At 66.0% G+C, this 19,165-nt stretch carries 18 protein-coding genes; 4 read left to right on the top strand and 14 right to left on the bottom strand.

The genetic code is table 11. The features are described 5' to 3' along the window. Positions 1–37: 37 nt before the first annotated feature. Positions 38–997: a right-handed parallel beta-helix repeat-containing protein gene (locus AC13GA_RS08620; RefSeq protein ID WP_337302710.1), complete on the top strand. Its 960-nt coding sequence runs from the start codon at positions 38–40 to the stop codon at positions 995–997. Here the strand turns inward: AC13GA_RS08620 and AC13GA_RS08615 are convergent. The 10 genes from AC13GA_RS08615 to AC13GA_RS08570 all read right to left on the bottom strand — a co-directional run bounded on the left by AC13GA_RS08615 (position 971) and on the right by AC13GA_RS08570 (position 11,223). Next, positions 971–1,255, bottom strand: a complete 285-nt coding sequence (locus tag AC13GA_RS08615; protein WP_046986760.1) for a hypothetical protein — start codon at positions 1,253–1,255, stop codon at positions 971–973. The two genes, AC13GA_RS08620 and AC13GA_RS08615, sit on opposite strands and share 27 nt — an antisense overlap. A 62-nt stretch (positions 1,256–1,317) precedes the next feature. Next, entirely contained in the window at positions 1,318–3,507 is a 2,190-nt protein-coding gene (locus AC13GA_RS08610) for a PAS domain S-box protein (protein ID WP_136638190.1), read from the bottom strand. A 207-nt stretch (positions 3,508–3,714) separates the two neighbouring features. After that, entirely contained in the window at positions 3,715–6,102 is a 2,388-nt protein-coding gene (locus AC13GA_RS08605) for a Tex family protein (protein WP_046986762.1), read from the bottom strand. Positions 6,103–6,309: 207 nt separating this feature from the next. Then, on the bottom strand, positions 6,310–6,525 hold the full coding sequence (locus tag AC13GA_RS08600; protein ID WP_006374014.1) for a hypothetical protein: 216 nt from the start codon (positions 6,523–6,525) through the stop codon (positions 6,310–6,312). 759 nt (positions 6,526–7,284) lie between these two features. Next, positions 7,285–7,737: a hypothetical protein gene (locus AC13GA_RS08595; RefSeq protein WP_046986295.1), complete on the bottom strand. Its 453-nt coding sequence runs from the start codon at positions 7,735–7,737 to the stop codon at positions 7,285–7,287. Continuing rightward, positions 7,734–7,937, bottom strand: coding sequence for a PspC domain-containing protein (locus AC13GA_RS08590; RefSeq protein ID WP_006374017.1), 204 nt, complete (start codon positions 7,935–7,937; stop codon positions 7,734–7,736). The genes AC13GA_RS08595 and AC13GA_RS08590 overlap by 4 nt, the downstream gene beginning before the upstream one ends. A 65-nt stretch (positions 7,938–8,002) precedes the next feature. Further along, positions 8,003–8,374: a YfeK family protein gene (locus AC13GA_RS08585; protein ID WP_046986298.1), complete on the bottom strand. Its 372-nt coding sequence runs from the start codon at positions 8,372–8,374 to the stop codon at positions 8,003–8,005. A gap of 53 nt (positions 8,375–8,427) precedes the next feature. Next, on the bottom strand, positions 8,428–9,495 hold the full coding sequence (gene phaC, locus AC13GA_RS08580; RefSeq protein ID WP_482997883.1) for a class III poly(R)-hydroxyalkanoic acid synthase subunit PhaC: 1,068 nt from the start codon (positions 9,493–9,495) through the stop codon (positions 8,428–8,430). Then, positions 9,492–10,586, bottom strand: a complete 1,095-nt coding sequence (gene phaE, locus AC13GA_RS08575) for a class III poly(R)-hydroxyalkanoic acid synthase subunit PhaE (protein WP_482997882.1) — start codon at positions 10,584–10,586, stop codon at positions 9,492–9,494. Before phaE ends, phaC begins: the two co-directional genes overlap by 4 nt. A gap of 22 nt (positions 10,587–10,608) precedes the next feature. Continuing rightward, positions 10,609–11,223: a CDP-alcohol phosphatidyltransferase family protein gene (locus AC13GA_RS08570; protein ID WP_012511419.1), complete on the bottom strand. Its 615-nt coding sequence runs from the start codon at positions 11,221–11,223 to the stop codon at positions 10,609–10,611. Between the two features lie 344 nt (positions 11,224–11,567). Between AC13GA_RS08570 and AC13GA_RS08565 the strand changes: the two genes are divergently transcribed. Beyond that, complete coding sequence (locus tag AC13GA_RS08565; RefSeq protein WP_482997881.1) at positions 11,568–12,218, top strand: class I SAM-dependent methyltransferase; 651 nt, start codon at positions 11,568–11,570, stop codon at positions 12,216–12,218. Positions 12,219–12,248: 30 nt separating this feature from the next. On the opposite strand, the gene AC13GA_RS08560 is transcribed toward AC13GA_RS08565, so the two are convergent. From AC13GA_RS08560 to ppsR, 3 genes are all read right to left on the bottom strand, one after another. Continuing rightward, positions 12,249–12,737, bottom strand: a complete 489-nt coding sequence (locus AC13GA_RS08560) for an NUDIX hydrolase (RefSeq protein ID WP_046986291.1) — start codon at positions 12,735–12,737, stop codon at positions 12,249–12,251. 40 nt (positions 12,738–12,777) lie between these two features. Continuing rightward, positions 12,778–13,287 (bottom strand): DUF1249 domain-containing protein, encoded by a 510-nt coding sequence (locus AC13GA_RS08555; RefSeq protein WP_006374079.1) that lies wholly within the window; start codon positions 13,285–13,287, stop codon positions 12,778–12,780. A gap of 148 nt (positions 13,288–13,435) precedes the next feature. After that, positions 13,436–14,257: a posphoenolpyruvate synthetase regulatory kinase/phosphorylase PpsR gene (gene ppsR / locus AC13GA_RS08550; RefSeq protein ID WP_012511422.1), complete on the bottom strand. Its 822-nt coding sequence runs from the start codon at positions 14,255–14,257 to the stop codon at positions 13,436–13,438. A gap of 144 nt (positions 14,258–14,401) precedes the next feature. Between ppsR and ppsA the strand changes: the two genes are divergently transcribed. Both ppsA and AC13GA_RS08540 read left to right on the top strand, forming a co-directional pair. Continuing rightward, the gene (ppsA, locus tag AC13GA_RS08545) at positions 14,402–16,780 is read left to right on the top strand and encodes a phosphoenolpyruvate synthase (protein ID WP_046986290.1); all 2,379 of its coding nucleotides are present in this window, start codon (positions 14,402–14,404) and stop codon (positions 16,778–16,780) included. A gap of 136 nt (positions 16,781–16,916) precedes the next feature. Beyond that, positions 16,917–17,810, top strand: coding sequence for a mechanosensitive ion channel family protein (locus AC13GA_RS08540; RefSeq protein WP_482997880.1), 894 nt, complete (start codon positions 16,917–16,919; stop codon positions 17,808–17,810). Between the two features lie 128 nt (positions 17,811–17,938). On the opposite strand, the gene AC13GA_RS08535 is transcribed toward AC13GA_RS08540, so the two are convergent. Continuing rightward, complete coding sequence (locus tag AC13GA_RS08535; RefSeq protein ID WP_046986288.1) at positions 17,939–19,054, bottom strand: alkene reductase; 1,116 nt, start codon at positions 19,052–19,054, stop codon at positions 17,939–17,941. Positions 19,055–19,165: the final 111 nt, after the last annotated feature.

Here is a 19,165-nt window from a genome sequence, read left to right as displayed (position 1 = left end):
GGATGCAACTTCAACCACTCCACGGAAGGAACCCATAATGAAACAACGCATTTCCGCCGTACTCTTTGCCATAGGCCTGGCCGGTGCCGCGCAGGCCTCGGCATGCGATCTCACTCTCGACAGTGGTGGTAACCTTGCTGCCGCAGTGGCCACCGCACCTGGCAAGAAAATCTGCCTGCGGCCTGGCACCTACGTCACTGGCCCTGCACCACTGGAAGTTCCCTCCGGCACGACCATCGAGGGATTGGGTGCGAGCATGGCCGACGTCTTGATCTCCGCCCATGGCTCCCCACAGAAGGCGATCGGGCTCGGCAGCGGCACCATGCTGCACAATTTCACGTTGTCCACCGGTGCAGGCGGAAACTTCGGTGTACTGGCCTATCATCAGGACCGCATCATCATTTGGAGCCTCGATATCGTCGGCTTCCAGATCAGCACTGGTGTCGTGGGCGGGAAAGGTGTGGATATATGGGACACCTTCATGCGTGCCAACGGCATAGCAGGCAACAATGTGGCGGACCCAAATCTGTGGATCACCGATTCCCGCGACGTCACCATCCTCTATGGACAGCTGACCGGCCGAAAGGATGGCCCGGGGGGCGATGGCGAGATGGCCATCTACAACTCGAGCAACGTCATGATTGATGGCGCACGCGTCATCGACTCCGGCGCCAGCGCCATCTATCTGGTGAACTGCATCGACTGCACCATCAAGAACTCGGTGATCGAACGCCCTGGTGAATGGGGTATCGACGTCGTACAGGGTTCACAGCGCTTTCTTGCAGAAAACAATGCTGTAAGCGGTGCGAACTATGGTGGGGCGGTGTTTGAGACATCGGGTGGTACCACGGCCACATTCCGCTCCAACCGGTTCATTCAGAATCGTCGCTTGGGTGTTGGAAACTGCAACGGCATCAATGCAAAGGGTGGTGTTGCAGGCGTTCTATCGACAGGTAACATCTCTTTGCCTTCAGGTGATCTCTGCGCCTTCCCGTGAAGCGTGGGCCTGAGCATCAAGAGTATGAGGCGGTACCTCCTTCCGGCCCGCCCGCCACAACACGATGCTGGCCCCGCCGATACAGGACAGCGTGAACACCAGCAGGGCGATGGCACCGCCCTGCAGCACCGGCAGCAATGCCTGCGCGTGCAGATCGTCGCGCACTTCTTCCAGACGCAGGCAGGCCGCCAGCGCAAGGCACCAGCCAACCATCGCCGGGGCGTAGGCCCGCATCGCAACCGGGTTCCAGACCTTCATGGGATCACCTGCATGAGTGGATGTGCGCGCAGTATTCGCGCGTGTCCTCTCACAGGCTGAGATCAGCCTTCGGCCGCATCCGCGTCGTCGCCGGGCAGCTCACTGGCCTCACCCTGCACCTGCACGTTGTTGCGTCCCATCGCCTTGGCCCGGTAGCACTGGGCGTCGGCGGCGGCCACCGCCTGGTCCACGCTCATGCCGCCCGCCAGCGGCGCGATGCCGATGCTGGCCCCGACATGCAGGCGGTCCTGGTCCCACGGAATCGACAGCGACGCAAGGGTATGCAGCAGTTCGCCGCCGATACGCGCGGCACGCCGCGGCGTACAGCCGGACAGGATCACCGCGAACTCATCCCCCCCCAGCCGTGCCACCACATCCGAATCACGCACGCCATGGCGCAGCACGCTGGCCACCGCCCACAGCACCGCATCACCGGCCAGATGGCCCCAGGTGTCGTTGACCGGCTTGAAGCGATCCAGGTCGATGTACATCAACGACGCGGCTTGGCCCGTGCGCTCGACACGGGTGATCGCCTGCTGCAGGTGCACCTCGAAGCCGCGTCGGTTGCTCAGCTCGGTCAACGGATCGATTTCGGCAAGGTGACGCGCCTCGCGCTGGCGTGCACGCTGCTGGGTATCGTCGCGCAGCACCCACACCGCACCGCGTACATGGCCTTCGTCATCGCGAAGCCAGGCGCGGGTCAGGTCCACCGGTATGGTCGCCGTGCCCAGCCGCAACAGCAGGTCGGCATGCAGGTCCACTGCGTTGCTTTCCGGATCCAGCAGCACCGAGACATCCAGCACCGATCCAGGCGCGTACTCGGTGGTCAACGCCAGCACGTCCTGCACCTTGTGCCCGGCCAGCGACAGCGCACCATCACCGGCCAAGGTACGCACCGCGGCCGCATTGGCATAGTCGATGCGGCCATCGAGGCTGACACTGAGCACCAGGTCGGCGACCGCATCAAGAGTAATGCGGCTGCGCTGCTCACTTTCGAACAAGCGCTGCTCGCTGCTGCGCTGGGCGCTGATGTCCTGGATCTGCGACACGAAATGCACAGGTTCACCACGCTCGCTGCGCACCAGCGAAACCGACAGCCGCGCCCAGATCACCTTGCCGTCGCGATCGAGGTAACGCTTCTCCAGGTGGTAGTGGCTGCGCCGCCCGGCCAGCAGATCCTGCACCAGAGCCAGGTCGGTCTGCAGGTCATCGGGGTGGGTCAGGCGCTGGAAATCAACCTGCAGCAGTTCTTCGCGTGGATAGCCGAGGATCCGGCACAGCGCGTCATTGACGTCCAGCCAGCGCCCTTCCAGCGACACCAGTGCCATGCCCAATGCAGCCGAGGTGAACGCACCGGCGAACTTCTCCGCCGACAGCCGTGCTTCGGCGCGCGCCTGCAGGATCTCGGTGATGTCGATCGCCATGCCGACGTAGCCGATCCGCGTGCCGTCGGCGCCATCCATGCGGCTGATCGACAGGCGGACCTGGCGTGACTGGCCGTCCTTGCGGCGCAGCGTCCATTGCCGCGAATAGGTCTGCCCATCGGCACGGGCACTGAGCGCCTCGAACACGCCAGGTACCTCGCCGTCGTCGCCCGCCAGCGGCTGCAGCCAGGCGCTCAGCTCGTCCGGGTCATGGAACGCATCCAGGCGCCGATGGCCAACCACCTCCTCGGCGGCGTAGCCGAGCAGGCGCTGTGCGCCGGTATTGAACAGGGTGATGGTGCCGTCGATATCGGTGGCGATCACCGCAACCTCGTCGGAGGCGTCGACCACCGCCTGCAGTCGCTGCCGGGTCTCGGCCGCATCCTGGCGTGCCTGCTGCAGTTCGGTCACATCAGCATGCGCACCGGCCATCCACAGTGGCCGCCCCTGCCCGTCCCATTCGAACACGCGGCCACGGTCGTGGATCCACATCCACTGGCCGTTCTTGTGGCGCATGCGCAACAGGCAGACGTAATTGTCGCTGCGGCCCTCGAAATGGTCCTCGAGCGCCGCATCGGACAGGGCGATATCGTCGGGATGGACCAATGTCAGGAAGGTCTTCTGGCACACCGGCTCCAATTCTTCCAGCCGGTAACCGACGATCTCGGCCCAGCGCGCGTTGACCCGCATCTCGCCGGTCTGCACGTTCCATTCCCAGGTGCCGGCGGCGGTGCCGTCGATGATCATCGCCAGCCGGCGGCGTTCTTCAGCCAGCTCCTGCAGGCGCCGCTCCAGCAGCCCGTTGCCGTTGCTTCCCTGGCCGGCCATCAACCCGTTCCCCGGGACGCGCAGGCAGCCTCCGGCCGCAGCAGGGCGCTGCAGACGTCAATGAAGACGACGGGTCGTGCTGGCGTCATGGCCCTCCCCAGAGACAGCGGGGAGGCCACACGCCCCCCTCAGGCGCAAGTGTGCGCAATCACGGGGAAAATCGACAAGTCCCCCGCCCCGGATCAACCGTGACGGGGGACACGCTCCTCAGCTGCGCTTGGCGCGGGCGAAGGCGTCTGCCAGGGCATTGTTGGCCGGCGCCGCCGACTGGCCACCACGGCCGCCATTGCCCGGGCTGCGGTTGGGGCCACGGTTCTGGCCACCCGCGTCACGACGTGGCCCCTGGCCCTGATTGCGCTCATCGCGCTGGCCCGGGCGGCTGGTGGCCTGGCCGGGGGTGTCGTCCAAGCGCCGGGTCAGGGCGATGCGCTTGCGCGCCACGTCCACCTCCAGCACCTTCACCTTGACGATATCGCCGGCCTTGACCACGTCGCGCGGATCCTTCACGAACGTATCGGAGAGCGCCGAAATGTGGATCAGGCCATCCTGGTGCACGCCGATATCGACAAAGGCGCCGAAGGCCGCAACGTTGCTGACCACGCCCTCCAGCACCATGCCTTCGCGCAGATCCTTGATGTCCTCGACGCCCTCGGCGAAGCGGGCGGCCTTGAACTCCGGACGCGGATCGCGGCCCGGCTTTTCCAGTTCCTTGAGGATGTCGCGCACGGTCGGCACGCCGAAGGTGTCGTCAGTGAACTGTTCTGCCTTCAGGCCGCGCAGGAAGCTGCCATCACCGATCAGCGCCTTGATCGGGCGCGCGGTGCTGGCAACGATGCGCTCGACCACCGGGTAGGCTTCCGGGTGCACCGCCGAGGCATCCAGCGGCTGGTCACCATCGGCGATGCGCAGGAAGCCGGCGCACTGCTCGAAGGTCTTCTCGCCCAACCGCGCGACCTTCAGCAGGTCCTTGCGACGCTTGAACGGGCCGTTGTCGTCACGATGGCGCACGATGTTCTCGGCCACCGTCGCTGACAAGCCGGACACGCGCGACAGCAGCGCGGCCGAAGCGGTGTTCACGTACACGCCAACCGCGTTCACGCAGTCCTCCACGCGTGCGTCCAGCGCCCGTGCCAGGCGGTACTGATCCACGTCGTGCTGGTACTGGCCAACGCCGATCGCCTTGGGCTCGATCTTCACCAGCTCGGCCAGCGGATCCTGCAGGCGCCGGGCGATCGACACCGCACCGCGCAGCGACACGTCCAGGCCCGGGAATTCCTTGGCCGCGAACTCCGAGGCCGAGTACACCGAAGCACCGGCCTCGCTGACCACCACCTTCTGCAGCTTCGGGTTGGCCGCGGCCTTGATCGCCTCTCCGGCCAGCTTGTCGGTCTCACGGCTGGCGGTGCCGTTGCCGATCGCGATCAGTTCCACGTTGTGCTTGGCGCACAGCTGCTTGATGGTCTGCAGCGACTGCTCCCACTGACGGCGGGGTTCGTGCGGGTAGATGGTGTCGGTGGCGACCAGCTTGCCGGTGGCATCGACCACGGCGATCTTGCAGCCGGTACGGATGCCCGGGTCCAGCCCGAGCACGGTCTTCGGGCCAGCCGGAGCCGCCAGCAGCAGGTCCTTCAGGTTGTCGCCGAACACCGCGATGGCTTCGGCCTCGGCCTTTTCGCGGGCCTGGTTGAACAGGTCCAGCAGCAGATGGGTATGCAGCTTGGCGCGCCAGGTCAGGCGACAGGCATCCAGCAGCCAGCGGTCGCCAGCGCGCCCCTGGTCGGCAATGCCGGCCTTGCGCGCCACGCGGCCTTCCGCGTACTGGTGGCCAGCCTCGGCATCGCTGCCCGGGTCCAGCTCCAGGAACAGGATTTCCTCGCGGCGTGCGCGGAACAGTGCCAGCAGGCGGTGCGACGGAATCTTCGCCAGCGCTTCGGCATGTTCGAAATAATCGCGGTACTTGGCGCCTTCGGTTTCCTTGCCCTCGGCCACGCGGGCACGGATCACCCCGGTTTCGCCGAGCCAGGTACGCAGTTCACCGACCAGCGCGGCGTCTTCGCCCCAGCGCTCCATCAGGATCGCGCGCGCGCCTTCCAGCGCGGCCTTGGTGTCGGCCACGCCCTTGTCGGCGTCGACAAAGGTGGCGGCGAAAACCTGCGGGTCCTGCGTCGGGTCGGTCAGCAGGCCATCGGCCAGCGGTTCCAGGCCGGCCTCGCGGGCAATCTGTGCACGGGTACGGCGCTTGGGCTTGTACGGCAGGTACAGGTCTTCCAGCCGGCTCTTGGTATCGGCGGCCAGGATGTCGTTGCGCAGCTCGTCGCTGAGCTTGCCCTGCTCGCCGATGCTGGACAACACGGCCGCGCGGCGGTCTTCCAGCTCACGCAGGTAGGTGAGGCGGGTTTCCAGGTTGCGCAGCTGGGTGTCGTCCAGGCCTCCGGTCACTTCCTTGCGGTAGCGCGCGATGAACGGGACGCTGGCGCCCTCGTCGAGCAGGCCGACAGCGGCGTGTACCTGGGTGGACTGGGCACCGATCTCGTCGGCGATGGTCTGGGCGATCTGCTGGGCGAGCGCGCTCTGGGCGTTCTTGGCGTCGTGCATTGCTTCAGGTCTGTGCCGCGATACGGGAAGACCCCATTCTGGCAATCCACGACGGAGCCGGACAAGGCATTGACAGGGGGCGAGGTTCAGCGGCGGGACCGGATTGGACGCCGGCATCCTGGCAAAGAGAGGGCTCGGACTGGCCCTGGGCTGGGATGCCGGCGCGGGCGCACGATGGTTGGCGCGCCCTGCCGCATGTTGCGAAGGTCAGCGGTAGTGGCGGGCGGCACGCTGCATGACGATCTCGTCACGCATGCTTTCCAGGGCCATCAGGCGGACCTTGCCGACACCCTGCAGTTCCATGAACCGCTCCGTGTAGAACTCCGGCCCCAGCGCGGTGTCGGCGCGGGATTTGCTGAAGCCGTAGGGCACCACGCCCTTCTCGCCATCCTTGCTACCACCGACATAAAGAACGATTGCCATGTGATGTCTTCCTCCAAATTGCTACTGCGTACTGCGCTCGATGAGCGATGCTGCGAGCTCATCGAGAGAGAGCTTACCGCGTCGAACCTGACTGGAACGTCACGAAGGCTAATGACGATCGGTTGCATGCAGATGACTGCGGGATCGCAGCAGAATGCTTACGGATCTTTAACTTCCGACTAACGAATCGGGGGTTTCCAGCCAACGGCGCAGCCCCTCGTGGGTGGTTTGGGATGATCGCGGAAAGCCGGTTTCCTGTGAGCTGGCCGGGTGGGTGGGGCTGGCGGGGACGCCGTGAACCCGTCCCTGGGGGCTTAGCCGCGGCATCCATGCCGCGGATACCCCGCCAGCCCCACCCACCCGGCCGCTGACAGATTTCTGCTGCGTCTGCCGCCCACGGAGAAGAAAAAAGAAGATCAAAAGCAAAAGCAGCCTGGCTGGCCGCTTTTTGTAGAGCCGAGCCCACGCTCGGCTGCTTTCAGGCCAGTCCGCGAAGCCGACCGCAGGCTCGGCTCTATACGAGCAAGCGCAGCGCGTGACCCGCTTCTGCTCTTCTTTTTCTTCTCCGTGGCTGGACGCGCACGGAAACTGTCAGGGATCGGGCGGGGTGGGTTCGCGGGACCGTTGGCGCCATGGATGGTGCCATCGAGCCCCCAGGGACGGGTTTACGGCGTGTCCCGCGAACCCACCCCGCCCGGCCCAATCACATGAAACGTATTCCGCGACCAAGCCACGAGGGGCTGCGCCGTTGGCTGGAAACTACGGCCACCAGCCGTGCCCGAACCGGGCGAAATGATCGGCCGCGCGCTCGAACGGGTTGCGCGCACTCACCCCGCCGCACAGCAGGTATACCGGCAGGTACAGCGGCCCCAGCACCATGTACTGGTAGACGTGCGCGCGTTCGTGGTCATCCAGCCGGATCAGCGGCTCCACGCCCCACCCCGCCTGATGCGCATAGGTGCGGCAGGAGATGCCCAGGTCATGACCGGTATGCAGGATCACGTTGCCCAGGGTGATCGCCCCGCCTGGTCCCCACGGCCAGCGGTCGAACACCAGTGCGCAGTCACGGCCGCTCCAGCGTAATGTCGCGCCACCGAGCATGCCGGCCAGGCCACCGATCACGCCGAGCAGGGAATTGGGGGACGTCCAGACCGCGCCCAGCACCTGCAGCGCGCGCAGCCAGATCGGCCAGGGCGTCACGGGAGTCTTCAATCGGCCTCGTTGGGAATCAGCAGCCACAGGATCAGGTAGACCAGGATGCCAGGGAAGGCCGCCGAGCCGATCGAGACCAGCACGAACACGATCCGCACCAGCGTGGGGTTCCAGCCGAAGCGGTGGGCGATGCCGCCCATCACGCCGGCAATCATGCGGTCGTTCAATGAACGCGACAGCGTGCGCGGCGTGGTGTTCATGGCGGTTCTCCTAGGCTACGGGAAAAAGCAGTCGAGCACGGCTCGACTTTACACCGCCCCTATGTCTACGGCGTGCGGTGGCGCAGGGCCTGCAGGCGTGCGCCGAACCAGGCGGCCGCGGTCTGTTCAGGCTGCCCCGGGCACTGGATGCGGTAGGGCTTGCCGCTCATGCTGCTCTGGCTGGCCGCACGCTCGATGAACTGCTCGGCGCTGTCCACCATGTCCTTCTTCAGCAGGTAGTCGTACTTGCGCTGCAGGTGCGCGCGCGCATCGCTGCCATCGTGCCAGCTGCCATTGCGCTGGAAGCGGCATTGGGAGCCGTCCAGGCTGGAGATCAGCTGCGCGATCTCCCGTTGCGCCTGCGGGCCGGGAGCGGCATGGGCGACAGGCGCTGCCAGCAGCAGCGCAGCAAGCATCATCGAAATCCGTTGCGACATCATCATTCTCCAGGCAGTCGAGCAAGCTCGACTCTACAAAAGCGAAGCAAGCCTTACACGTCGCGCGCTTTCAGCCAGCCATCGATCGTCGCCGGCACTTCGCGTTGTGCACGCCCGGAAACATAGATACCGATGTGCCCGCCGCGGAAACTGGACTCGGTGTAATCGTCAGTGCCCAAGCGCCCACGCATCGCACGCGAGGCATCCGGCGGCACCAGATGGTCCTGCTCGGCGTAGATGTTCAGTACCGGCAGGGTCACCTGCGACAGATCCACCGCCTCCTCGCCAATCCGCACCGTGCCGTTCACCAGCCCGTTGCCCTGGTAGAACTGCTTGATGAAGTCGCGGAACGCTTCGCCCGCCAGATCTGGTGAATCGAAGATCCACTTCTCCATGCGCAGGAAATCCTCCAGCGCCGCCTTGTCATCGAGGATGTCGAGCAGGCCGACGTACTTCTGCACGTTCAGGCGGAACGGCTTGAGCATCAGGTAACTGGCATTCATCAGATCAGCCGGGATGTTGCCAAGCGTATCCACCAGCAGGTCTACATCCACCTGCCGTGCCCAATGCGAAAGCATGTTGTCGGCGGTGTGGAAATCGACCGGGGTGACCATGGTGATCAGCTTGCCCAGCTTCTGCCGGCGCAGCGCGGCGTAGCAGAGTGCGAACACGCCGCCCTGGCAGATGCCCAGCATGTCCACCGGACCGCCTCTGCGCGCACGCAGCGCATCCACCGCGCCATCGATGTAGCGCAGCAGGTAGTCCTCCAGGGTCTGGAAGCGCTCGGAGCGGTCCGGGTAGCCCCAGTCCAGCACGTACACGTCCTGGCCCAGCGCCAGCAGCTTCTGCACCAGCGAACGGTCGGCCTGCAGATCGACCATGTACGGCCGATTGACCAACGCGTAGACGATCAGCAGCGGCGTGCGCCGGGTCGGCGCCTGTTCGCCGACGAAGCGGTACAGCACCACCTTGCCATCGCGCCAGACCTCCTCGCGGGCTGTCACGCCGTAATCAACATCTTCGACCTGCGGCAGCAGCTTCAGCCCTTCCATCAGCTTGCGCTGCATGGCCCAGGTTTCCTGCATCAGGTCATCGGCGTTGAAACCCAGCGGCCCCTTCATCGGTCACGCGCCCGAGTGGAAGTACGAGGTGCGGCCTTCTTCGCAGACGACTTCTTCGCAGACGACTTCTTCGCAGACGACTTCTTCGCAGGCGCCTTCTTTGCGGGCACCGTCTTCTTCGCAGCCTTGCGCGCGGCCGGCTTCACCTTCGCCGGCGCCGGTTGCGCCACCGGATCCACCTGGGCGGTACCGGCCAGCACCGCCACCTGTGCCTGCAGGCGGCGCAGGCTGCGCTCCAGCTCGGCGATACGGCGGTGTGCGGCGTCCATCTCGCTGCGGGTCGGCAGGCCGATTCGTTCACTCATCTGTTCCACCTCGCGCTGCAGGCCGGCGCGCAGGCGCATCTGTGCATTGCCCAGCGCGGCATACACCTGCTGGAACGGTTCGGACATGGCGACCTTGGCGTAGGCCTCCTCGGCCACTTCGATCCACAGGTCGAACATCGCCCGGGCGCTGGTCAGCTGGCTGCCCGGCTGCTCGTGCTCGGCCAAGCGCTGCTCGAACAGCGCAAAGGCCTCGTCCAGTGCCTGCTTGATCTGATCGACGTAGGCGCGTGAATGCTGCTGGTATTCATCCTGCGCACGCAGCAGGGACTGCCAGCGCGCCTGGTGCTCGCGGCCGGGGCCGAACGCCGGGCTCTGCAGCCACGGGCCGGCCTGCAACTGGAACTGCTGCAGCCACGCGGCGAACTCGGGCACGGCGGCGCCGGCGTGGGTGCTGCCACGGGCGCCCTGCAGCATCCACTGCAGCATGCCATCGCCCTGCCCCTGCACCGCCTCGCGCCAGGCCTGGGCCACTTCGGCGCTGCTGGCATCGCGGCCGGCGAAGCGCGCAGCCACTTCCTGCATGGTGCCGTACCAGCTGCCCGCCTGTTCGCGGAAGCGGCGCACGGCATCTTCCGGTGCACCCGGTCCCTGCTCGGGCAGCAGCTGGCCCCACCAGTCGAACAGGCGCCGCCAGCTGCCGGGGTCGTCACCGGCCGGTGCACCCGGGGTGGACGCGTGACGCAGCGCGTCGCCCCAGGCGCCGAAGTACTGCCGGGCCAGGGTCTCGAAATCACTGCTGCCGGGGTCGTGGGCCGAGCTGGTCATCGCAGGCCTCCGCAGGGCTGGCTCATGGCTTGGGGATGCGCAGGGTCTTGCTGATCATCAGCGACCCGGACAGGGCGAACAGCAGCACCATCGGGTGCAGCTGCCACGGCCCGATCTGCCACTGGCCGAACCAGATGTCCTGACCGATGGCGCCGGTGCCGGCGGCGATGGCCAGCACGATCACCAGCAGCAGGCTGGTAGGGATCGGCGTGCCCTCGAAATACTTGACCTTGCCCTCGTCGCCGGCCAGTGCCTCGGCGGTGACGTTGTAGCGGGCCAGGCGGCTGACACCACAGCAGACGAAGTAGCTCAGCACCAGCCAGTCCCAGCCGCCCTGCATGCCGCAGGCATAGGCCAGCGCCGCCGGCGCCACACCGAAGGAGATCACGTCGGACAGCGAGTCCAGCTCACGGCCCAGGGTGGAGCTGGACTTGCGCCAGCGCGCGATGTGCCCGTCGAGTGCATCGAAGATGAAGGCCAGCGGGATCAGCGCCATGCCGAACAGCAGATAGCCGCGCTCGCCGTCCTGCAGGAAGCGCATCGCGGCGAAGACCGCACCGGTGCCGCAGAAAGCATTGGCCAGGGTGAACCAGTCGGCCAGCTGGAATTCGCGCAGCATCGAGAAGTGACGTTTCATGGGGTCTCACGGAGCATCAAGGCCCACAGGTTACCGCGAGCACCGCTGCTGGCGACAGCGGCGGCAGGGACCACCCTTCACCGCTCCCTCACCTGTCCTCACCGGCGGTGAATTTTTCGCCACCCATCTTGACAGCCTAGGGGGGTGGCGCCTGTCGACGCTTATCCACAAAGTTGCCCACGCGTAATCCACACCCCCTGTGGACAACCAGATCTCACCGACTGCGACGCTGGACATTTCCTCATCACCCCGAAGCGGGGTTTCCCTACTTCCCAAGCCGCAGGGTCGGCGCTATGGTCACCGGCGGACCCGCCGTCGCCACGTCCGAAACTCTGCAACGGACGATGATGATGCTGGATGCTCCTACCCTGGCCGCACAGCTGCGGCAGCCCCATGGCGAGGCTGCGCTGGAGGTGGCCGACGCGATGAACCGCAGCAACGGCGCGCTCAATCAGGCCGCGATCGGGCTGCTGGCCGCCTCCGCCGGCGAGCGGATCCTGGAGATCGGTCCGGGCAACGCTGCATTCGCGCCACAGCTGCTACAGGCCGCCGGCAGCCACTATCTGGGTATCGAGCTGTCCCCGGCCATGGTCGAGGCCGGCAACCAGCGCCTGGCCAGTGCCGGACTGGCTGAGCGTGCCGCGATGCGCCATGGCGACGCCCATGCTCTGCCGGTCGCCGACGCCTCGATGGACGCCGCGCTGGCGGTCAATACCCTGTACTTCTGGCCACACCTGGCGCCGGTGCTCGACGAGTTGGCGCGGGTGCTGCGCCGGGGTGGCCGGCTGTGCGTGGCCTTCGGTGACGCGGCCTTCATGCGCAGCCTGCCATTTGCCAGCGACTTCCAGCTGCACGAGCTGGACGCGGTGGAACTGGCCCTGCGCGTATCCGGCTTCACTGTCTCGGCCTGGCGCAGTCATCGGGAAACCGCGACCGGCAATGACGGGCAGGTTCGCGAGAAGCACTTCCATCTGCTGCTGGCGCAACGGCGGTAATGCTCGCCGGGCATGGCCCGGCGAGCCGGGTCACAGCCGGCTGTAGGACCAGCTCACCATGCGGCCGTCCTTGTAAGGCATCACGCCATGGAACGGGCGCGGGTCGGCGTCGAACACCAGCGGCAGGAAGTTGCGGTCACCCTCCCACATCGGCAGCTGGTCGAGCTTGTCCACATCCACCCATTCCAGGGTGCCCTCGTGGTTGCCCCCATGCGGGCTGCCCTCGAAGCTGTCGATGACGAACACGAAGCCCAGCCAGTCCTCGCCATGCTTGCCGAAGCCCGGCCAGCTGATGGTGCCGCGCAGGCGCATGTCCATGCAGTCGATGCCGGCTTCCTCGGCGATCTCGCGGCGCATGCCGGCGGCCACGTCTTCGGTCGGTTCGATCTTGCCGCCCAGGCCGTTGTACTTGCCCAGGTGGTGGTCACCGGGACGGGTGTTGCGATGGATCATCAGCACCTGGCGACGATCCGGCGACAGCACGTAGCCCAGGGTGGCGACGATCGGGGTATACGGCATGGCAGCATCCAGCGGCAGGTCAGCCGTGGATTATGGCCGATCAGCGCACCAGCGACAGGCGGCGCTCGGCGGGCGTGCTGGCGCCGTCGGGATCACGACGCAGGGTGGCGACGCCGTGGCCGCGTTCGGCCAGGTATTCCAGCCACTTGCCGAGGAAGGTGTTCATCCGCATGCGGTGGCTGATCAGCTCCGCCGGCGGTGGGTACAGGCCCATAGTGTCCTGCCAGCGACGGCCGACATAACAGTGGGTGGTCTCGGCCTGGCGCGCATCACGGTACAGGCGCACATAGGCCGAGGGATCCGGCTCGCCGGTGACCGGATCGGCCAGGTCGTAGGTCAGGCGCAGTTCCACCGTATAGCGGTGGCACTCGATCACGTCCAGGCGAACATCCAGGCCGTCGCCGATCGAGGAGATGTAGCTGCCCGCCACCAGTCCGGCCGGTTCGAACAGGCGCACCAGATGGCGGTAGTTTTCCGCGTACAGGCCCATGAGCCAGCTGAGCCGGCTCAGGCGGGGAATGCGTTCGGTGCGGGGCAAGGCTCGGGCCATGGGTCGATCCTACACGTTGGTGCTTCAACGTGGGGGCGCGCACGTGCAAGCCAACCCCTGGGTAGTGCCGGCCGCTGGCCGGCAGCCCCGCATCACGGCCGAGGGTTCATCGACCAGCCGGCCAGCGGCCGGCTCTACCAGACGAGGATCAATACAGCTCGCGCTGCAGCCCCAGCGTGGCCAGCACCTTGCTGGAGATCTCCTCGATCGAGGTATGGGTGGTGCTCAGGGTCGGGATGCGTTCCATCTGGAACATGACCTCGGCCGCTGCCACCTCGCGTTTGCAGGTGTCCAGGTTGGCATAGCGCGAGTTCGGGCGGCGCTCCTGGCGGATCTGCTGCAGGCGGTCCGGGTCGATGGTCAGGCCGAACAGCTTACGCCGGTAGTTGCGCAGGCGCGGCGGCAGGCGGTCGCTTTCCAGATCCTCGTCGGTCAGCGGGTAATTGGCCGCACGCACCCCGTAATGCAGGGCCAGGTAGATGCAGGTGGGCGTCTTGCCGGCCCGCGACACCGCCACCAGGATCACGTCGGCGTCGTCGTAATTCACCGCGATGCCGTCGTCATGGGTCAGCGCGAAGTTCATCGCGTTGATGCGGCGGTGGTAGGTGTCGAAGTCGACCATACCGTGCGCCTGCCCCACCCGGTTCACGCGCGAGCTGGACAGTTCACGCTCCAGCGGCTCGATGAATGGCGCGAACACATCGAGCATCAGGGCCCCGCTCTCGGCCAGGATCAGGCTCAGGCTCTGGTCCACGCAGGAGTTCACCACGATCGGCCTGACCTGGTAACGCTCCCCCGCCGCCTGGATCCGGGAACAGGCTTCCCGGGCTTTTTCGGGGTCGTCTACAAACGACATCCGGTCGGTAATGAAGCTGAACCCGGAGAACTGGGTCAGCAGGCTATGCCCAATGGTTTCAGCGGTGATACCGGTTCCATCGGAAACGTAGAACACCGGACGGATGGTCGACATGCGCGCTTTTACCCCCTACGAAGCCTAAAAGGGCCGCCAACACAAGCTTGTGCCGACAGCGGTCTGCCCGGCATCATATCGGCTTCTTCCTACGGACGCGGCCACTCAGCCCGCCTCGGGCGATGGCCAAACGGAGCATCGCGCTTGAACGAGAACATCCTGTGGTTGCACGAACTGCGTCTGGCCGACCTGGCCCGCGTAGGCGGCAAGAATTCCTCGCTGGGCGAGATGATCGGCAATCTGGCCGGTCTGGGCGTCTCCGTTCCTGGAGGTTATGCGACCACGTCTGAAGCCTTCAAGGACTTCATCGCGCACAACGACCTGTCCAAGCGCATCTTCGACAAGCTGGCCACGCTGGACGTCGAAGACGTCAACGCGCTGACCGCCGCCGGCAAGGAGATCCGCAGCTGGGTGATCGACGCGCCGCTGCAGCCGCAGCTGGACCAGGACATCCGCACCGCCTACGCCAAGCTGAGCGCCGAAAACGGCGGCGGCGACGTGGCCGTGGCCGTGCGTTCGTCGGCCACTGCCGAGGATCTGCCGGATGCGTCCTTCGCCGGCCAGCAGGAAACCTTCCTCAACGTCACCGGCGCCGACGACGTCGTGCACAAGGTCAAGGAAGTGTTCGCCTCGCTGTACAACGACCGTGCCATCGCCTACCGCGTGCACCACGGCTTCAAGCATGAAGACGTGTTCCTGTCCGCCGGCGTGCAGCTGATGGTGCGTTCCGGCGTCGGTTCCTCCGGCGTGCTGTTCACCCTGGACACCGAGTCAGGCTTCCGCGACGTGGTGTTCGTCACCTCCTCGTTCGGCCTCGGCGAAATGGTCGTGCAGGGCGCGGTCAACCCGGACGAGTACTACGTCTACAAGCCCACCCTGCAGGCCGGCAAGCCGGCGATCCTGCGCCGCTCGCTCGGCAGCAAGGCGATCCGCATGGTGTATTCGGATGTCCCCGGCGAGCGCGTCAGGATCGAGGACACCCCGGCAGAACTGCGCAACACCTTCTCGATCAGCGACGAGGACGTGCAGGAACTGTCCAAGCAGGCGCTGGTCATCGAAAAGCACTACGGCCGCCCGATGGACATCGAGTGGGCCAAGGACGGTGTCAGCGGCAAGCTGTTCATCGTGCAGGCGCGCCCGGAGACGGTGAAGTCGCGCAGCCATGCCACCCAGATCGAGCGCTTCGCGCTGACCGAAAAGGGCGGCAACGTGCTGGCCGAGGGCCGTGCCGTGGGTGCCAAGATCGGCGCCGGCGTGGCCCGCGTGGTGAAGACGCTGGACGACATGAACCGCGTGCAGCCGGGCGACGTGCTGATCGCCGACATGACTGATCCCGATTGGGAGCCGGTGATGAAGCGTGCATCGGCCATCGTCACCAACCGTGGTGGCCGTACCTGCCACGCCGCGATCATCGCGCGCGAGCTGGGCGTGCCGGCCGTGGTCGGTTCGGGCAACGCCACCAAGGTCATCGAAGATGGCCAGCTGGTCACCGTCAGCTGCGCTGAAGGCGATACCGGTTTCATCTACGAAGGCAAGCTGGGCTTCGAGCGCACCACCACCGATCTGGGCAACATGCCGCCGGCACCGTTGAAGATCATGATGAACGTAGCCAACCCGGAACGTGCCTTCGACTTCGGCCAGCTGCCGAACGCCGGCATCGGCCTGGCGCGCCTGGAAATGATCATCGCCAGCCACATCGGCATCCACCCGAACGCGCTGCTGGAATACGACCGCCAGGATGCGGCGACCAGGAAGAAGATCGACGAGAAGATCGCCGGTTATTCCGACCCGGTCGGCTTCTACGTGGACCGCCTGGCCGAAGGCATCGCCACCCTCACTGCCTCGGTCGCACCGAACGCCGTGATCGTGCGCCTGTCGGACTTCAAGTCCAACGAGTACGCCAACCTGATCGGCGGCAGCAACTACGAGCCGCACGAAGAGAACCCGATGATCGGCTTCCGCGGCGCCAGCCGTTACGTCGACCCGAGCTTCTCGGCCGCCTTCGCGCTGGAGTGCAAGGCCGTGCTGCGCGTGCGCAACGAAATGGGCCTGGACAACCTGTGGGTCATGATTCCGTTCGTGCGCACCCTGGAAGAAGGCCGCAAGGTCATCGAGGTGCTGGAACAGAATGGCCTGAAGCAGGGCGAGAACGGCCTGAAGATCATCATGATGTGCGAAGTGCCGTCCAACGCACTGCTCGCCGATGAGTTCCTGGAGATCTTCGACGGCTTCTCGATCGGCTCCAACGACCTGACCCAGCTGACCCTCGGCCTGGACCGCGATTCGTCGATCGTCGCGCACCTGTTCGACGAACGTAACCCGGCGGTGAAGAAGCTGCTGTCGATGGCGATCAAGGCAGCACGTGCCAAGGGCAAGTACGTCGGCATCTGCGGCCAGGGCCCGTCCGATCATCCGGATCTGGCCGAGTGGCTGATGCAGGAAGGCATCGAGTCGGTGTCGCTGAACCCGGACACCGTGGTCGATACCTGGCTGCGCCTGGCCAAGCTGAAGGCCAACGGCTGAGACCGTGATTGCTGAGGGCTGACGTCGCTTTCATCGGCGCCAGCCCATACTTCAGTTGCATGCAAGCCCCGCCTCTGCGGGGCTTGTTGTTTCTGGCGTCTGCGCGCGCCACCTCCCCCGCTGCAAAGGAGCCCGCATGCTCGCCACTGCCCCACCCGCCCCCGCCGAAACGCCTTGGTTCCAGTCGCTCGACTGGCAGCATCTGCTGGAAACCTATGGCGTACCCCTGTTGGCTGCGATCGTTGTGTTCCTGGTGGGCATGTGGGCAGCACGACGCCTGTCCAATGCGATGCCACGCGCCACCGCGCGCATGGGCGTGGACCCGATGCTGGGCAGCTTCCTGCGCAACGTGGTGTATGCCACGTCGCTGGTGATCGTGGTGGTGCTGGCCATTGGCACGCTGGGCGTGCAGATCACCCCGCTGCTGGCCGTGCTCGGCACCGCCGGCCTGGCGGTGGGCCTGGCCCTGAAGGATTCGTTGTCCAACATCGCCTCGGGTGTGATGCTGGTGACGCTGCGTCCGTTCCGCGTCGGTGATGTAGTGACGGTGGCCGGGCAGACCGGCACGGTGCGCGAGGTGCGCATCTTCCAGACCGTCATCACTGGTGCCGACAACCAGCACACCACCATTCCGAACACGCTGATCACCGCCGCACCGATCATCAACCTGACCGCCGAACCGACGCGCCGCGTCGAACTGGTGATCGGCATCGGCTACGAGGACAACATCCAGCTGGCACGCGACACCGCGCTGCAGTTGATGAAGGCCGACCCGCGCGTGCTGCAGACGCCAGCACCGGACGTGGTGGTGTACGAACTCGGCGCGCATGCGATCAACCTCGGCATCCGCTGCTACGTGAAGTCGGCCGACTGGTTCGGCACCAAGGTGACGCTGCTGGAGCAACTGAAGCTGGGCTACGACAAAGCCGGTATCAACATTCCGTATCCGCAGCAGGACATGCACCTGTACCTGCATGGGAAGAATGGCGGCGTGATCGAGGCCGACGCGCTGGTGCGCGACAAGCCTTGATCGGGAGTGCCGACCAACGGTCGGCACCCACCCACCGGCGATCCGAGATTGAAATGCCGGCCAGCGGCCGGCACTACCCTGTCCCGCATACCCCGGTAGTGCCGGCCGCTGGCCGGCAGCCTTCGGGATCAGGCGGCGACGCTTTCTTCCAGCGTCGGGTAATCGGTAAGCCCGACCGCGCCACCGCCAAAGAATGTCGCGCGATCCGGCGGATTCAGCTCCGCCCCCAGTCGCAGGCGCTCGGGCAGGTCCGGATTGGCAATGAACGGGCGGCCGAAGCCGATCAGGTCGGCCCAGCCTTCGGCCAATGCCCGCTCCGCGCGTTCGGCGGTGTACTTGCCGGCGTAGATCAGCGTTCCCGGATAGATCATCCGCAGCGCCTGCTTGAACGCCACCGGCATCAGCGGTGCGTCGTCCCAGTCGGCCTCGGCGATGTGCAGGTAGCCCACGCCGAGCCCGCCCAGCAGGTGTGCCGCAGCCAGATAGGTGGCCTGCGGCGTGTCGTCCACCGCGCCCTGCAGGGTGGTCAGCGGCGCCAGGCGCACGCCAACGCGCTCACCACCGGCCACCGCCACCACCGCCTCCACTACTTCACGCAGGAAGCGCAGCCGGTTCTGCAGCGCGCCACCGTAGCCGTCGGTGCGCTGGTTGGCCTGCGAATCGATGAACTGGTTGATCAGATAACCATTGGCCCCGTGCAGTTCGACGCCATCGAAGCCGGCGGCCAGCGCATTGCGGGTGGCCTGCGCGTAGTCGGCGATGATGCCCGGAATCTCAGCCTCGGCCAGCGCGCGCGGCATCGAGTGCTGGATCATCTCGCCCACGCCCGCTTGCGGACCAGCGCCAGTAGGATCGACAAACACCTTCACGCCTTCGGCCAGCAGCGCCGACGACGACACCGGCGCGGCACCACCGGGCTGCAGCGCGACGTGCGAGACCCGACCCACGTGCCACAACTGGGCGTAGATGCGACCGCCGGCAGCGTGCACGGCGTCTGTCACCTGTCGCCAGCCCTGCACCTGTTCGGCGCTGTGGATGCCCGGGGTCCAGGCGTAGCCCTGGCCCTGCGGGCTGATCTGGGTACCTTCGCTGACGATCAGGCCAGCACCGGCGCGCTGCGCGTAGTAGGCGGCCATTTCCGCAGTGGCAACGTTGCCGTCGGCGGCACGCGAGCGGGTCATCGGCGGCATCACGATGCGGTTGGGCAGGGCCAACAGGCCCAGATGGTGGGGAGTGAACAACATGGCGGCGATCTCTTGCGGGGGGACTGACCGCAAGGATGGGGATGGATGCCGCAGCGCAACAGGCGGATCGTGGCAAAACAGTTGTGCCTGGCAGGCAAGGGTCAGAGCCCT

It is taken from the genome of Stenotrophomonas sp. 22DLJC03 (assembly GCF_056861405.1).
The sequence above is the reverse complement of the archived record's forward strand: the minus strand, read 5'-3'. Positions and strand labels throughout refer to the sequence as shown.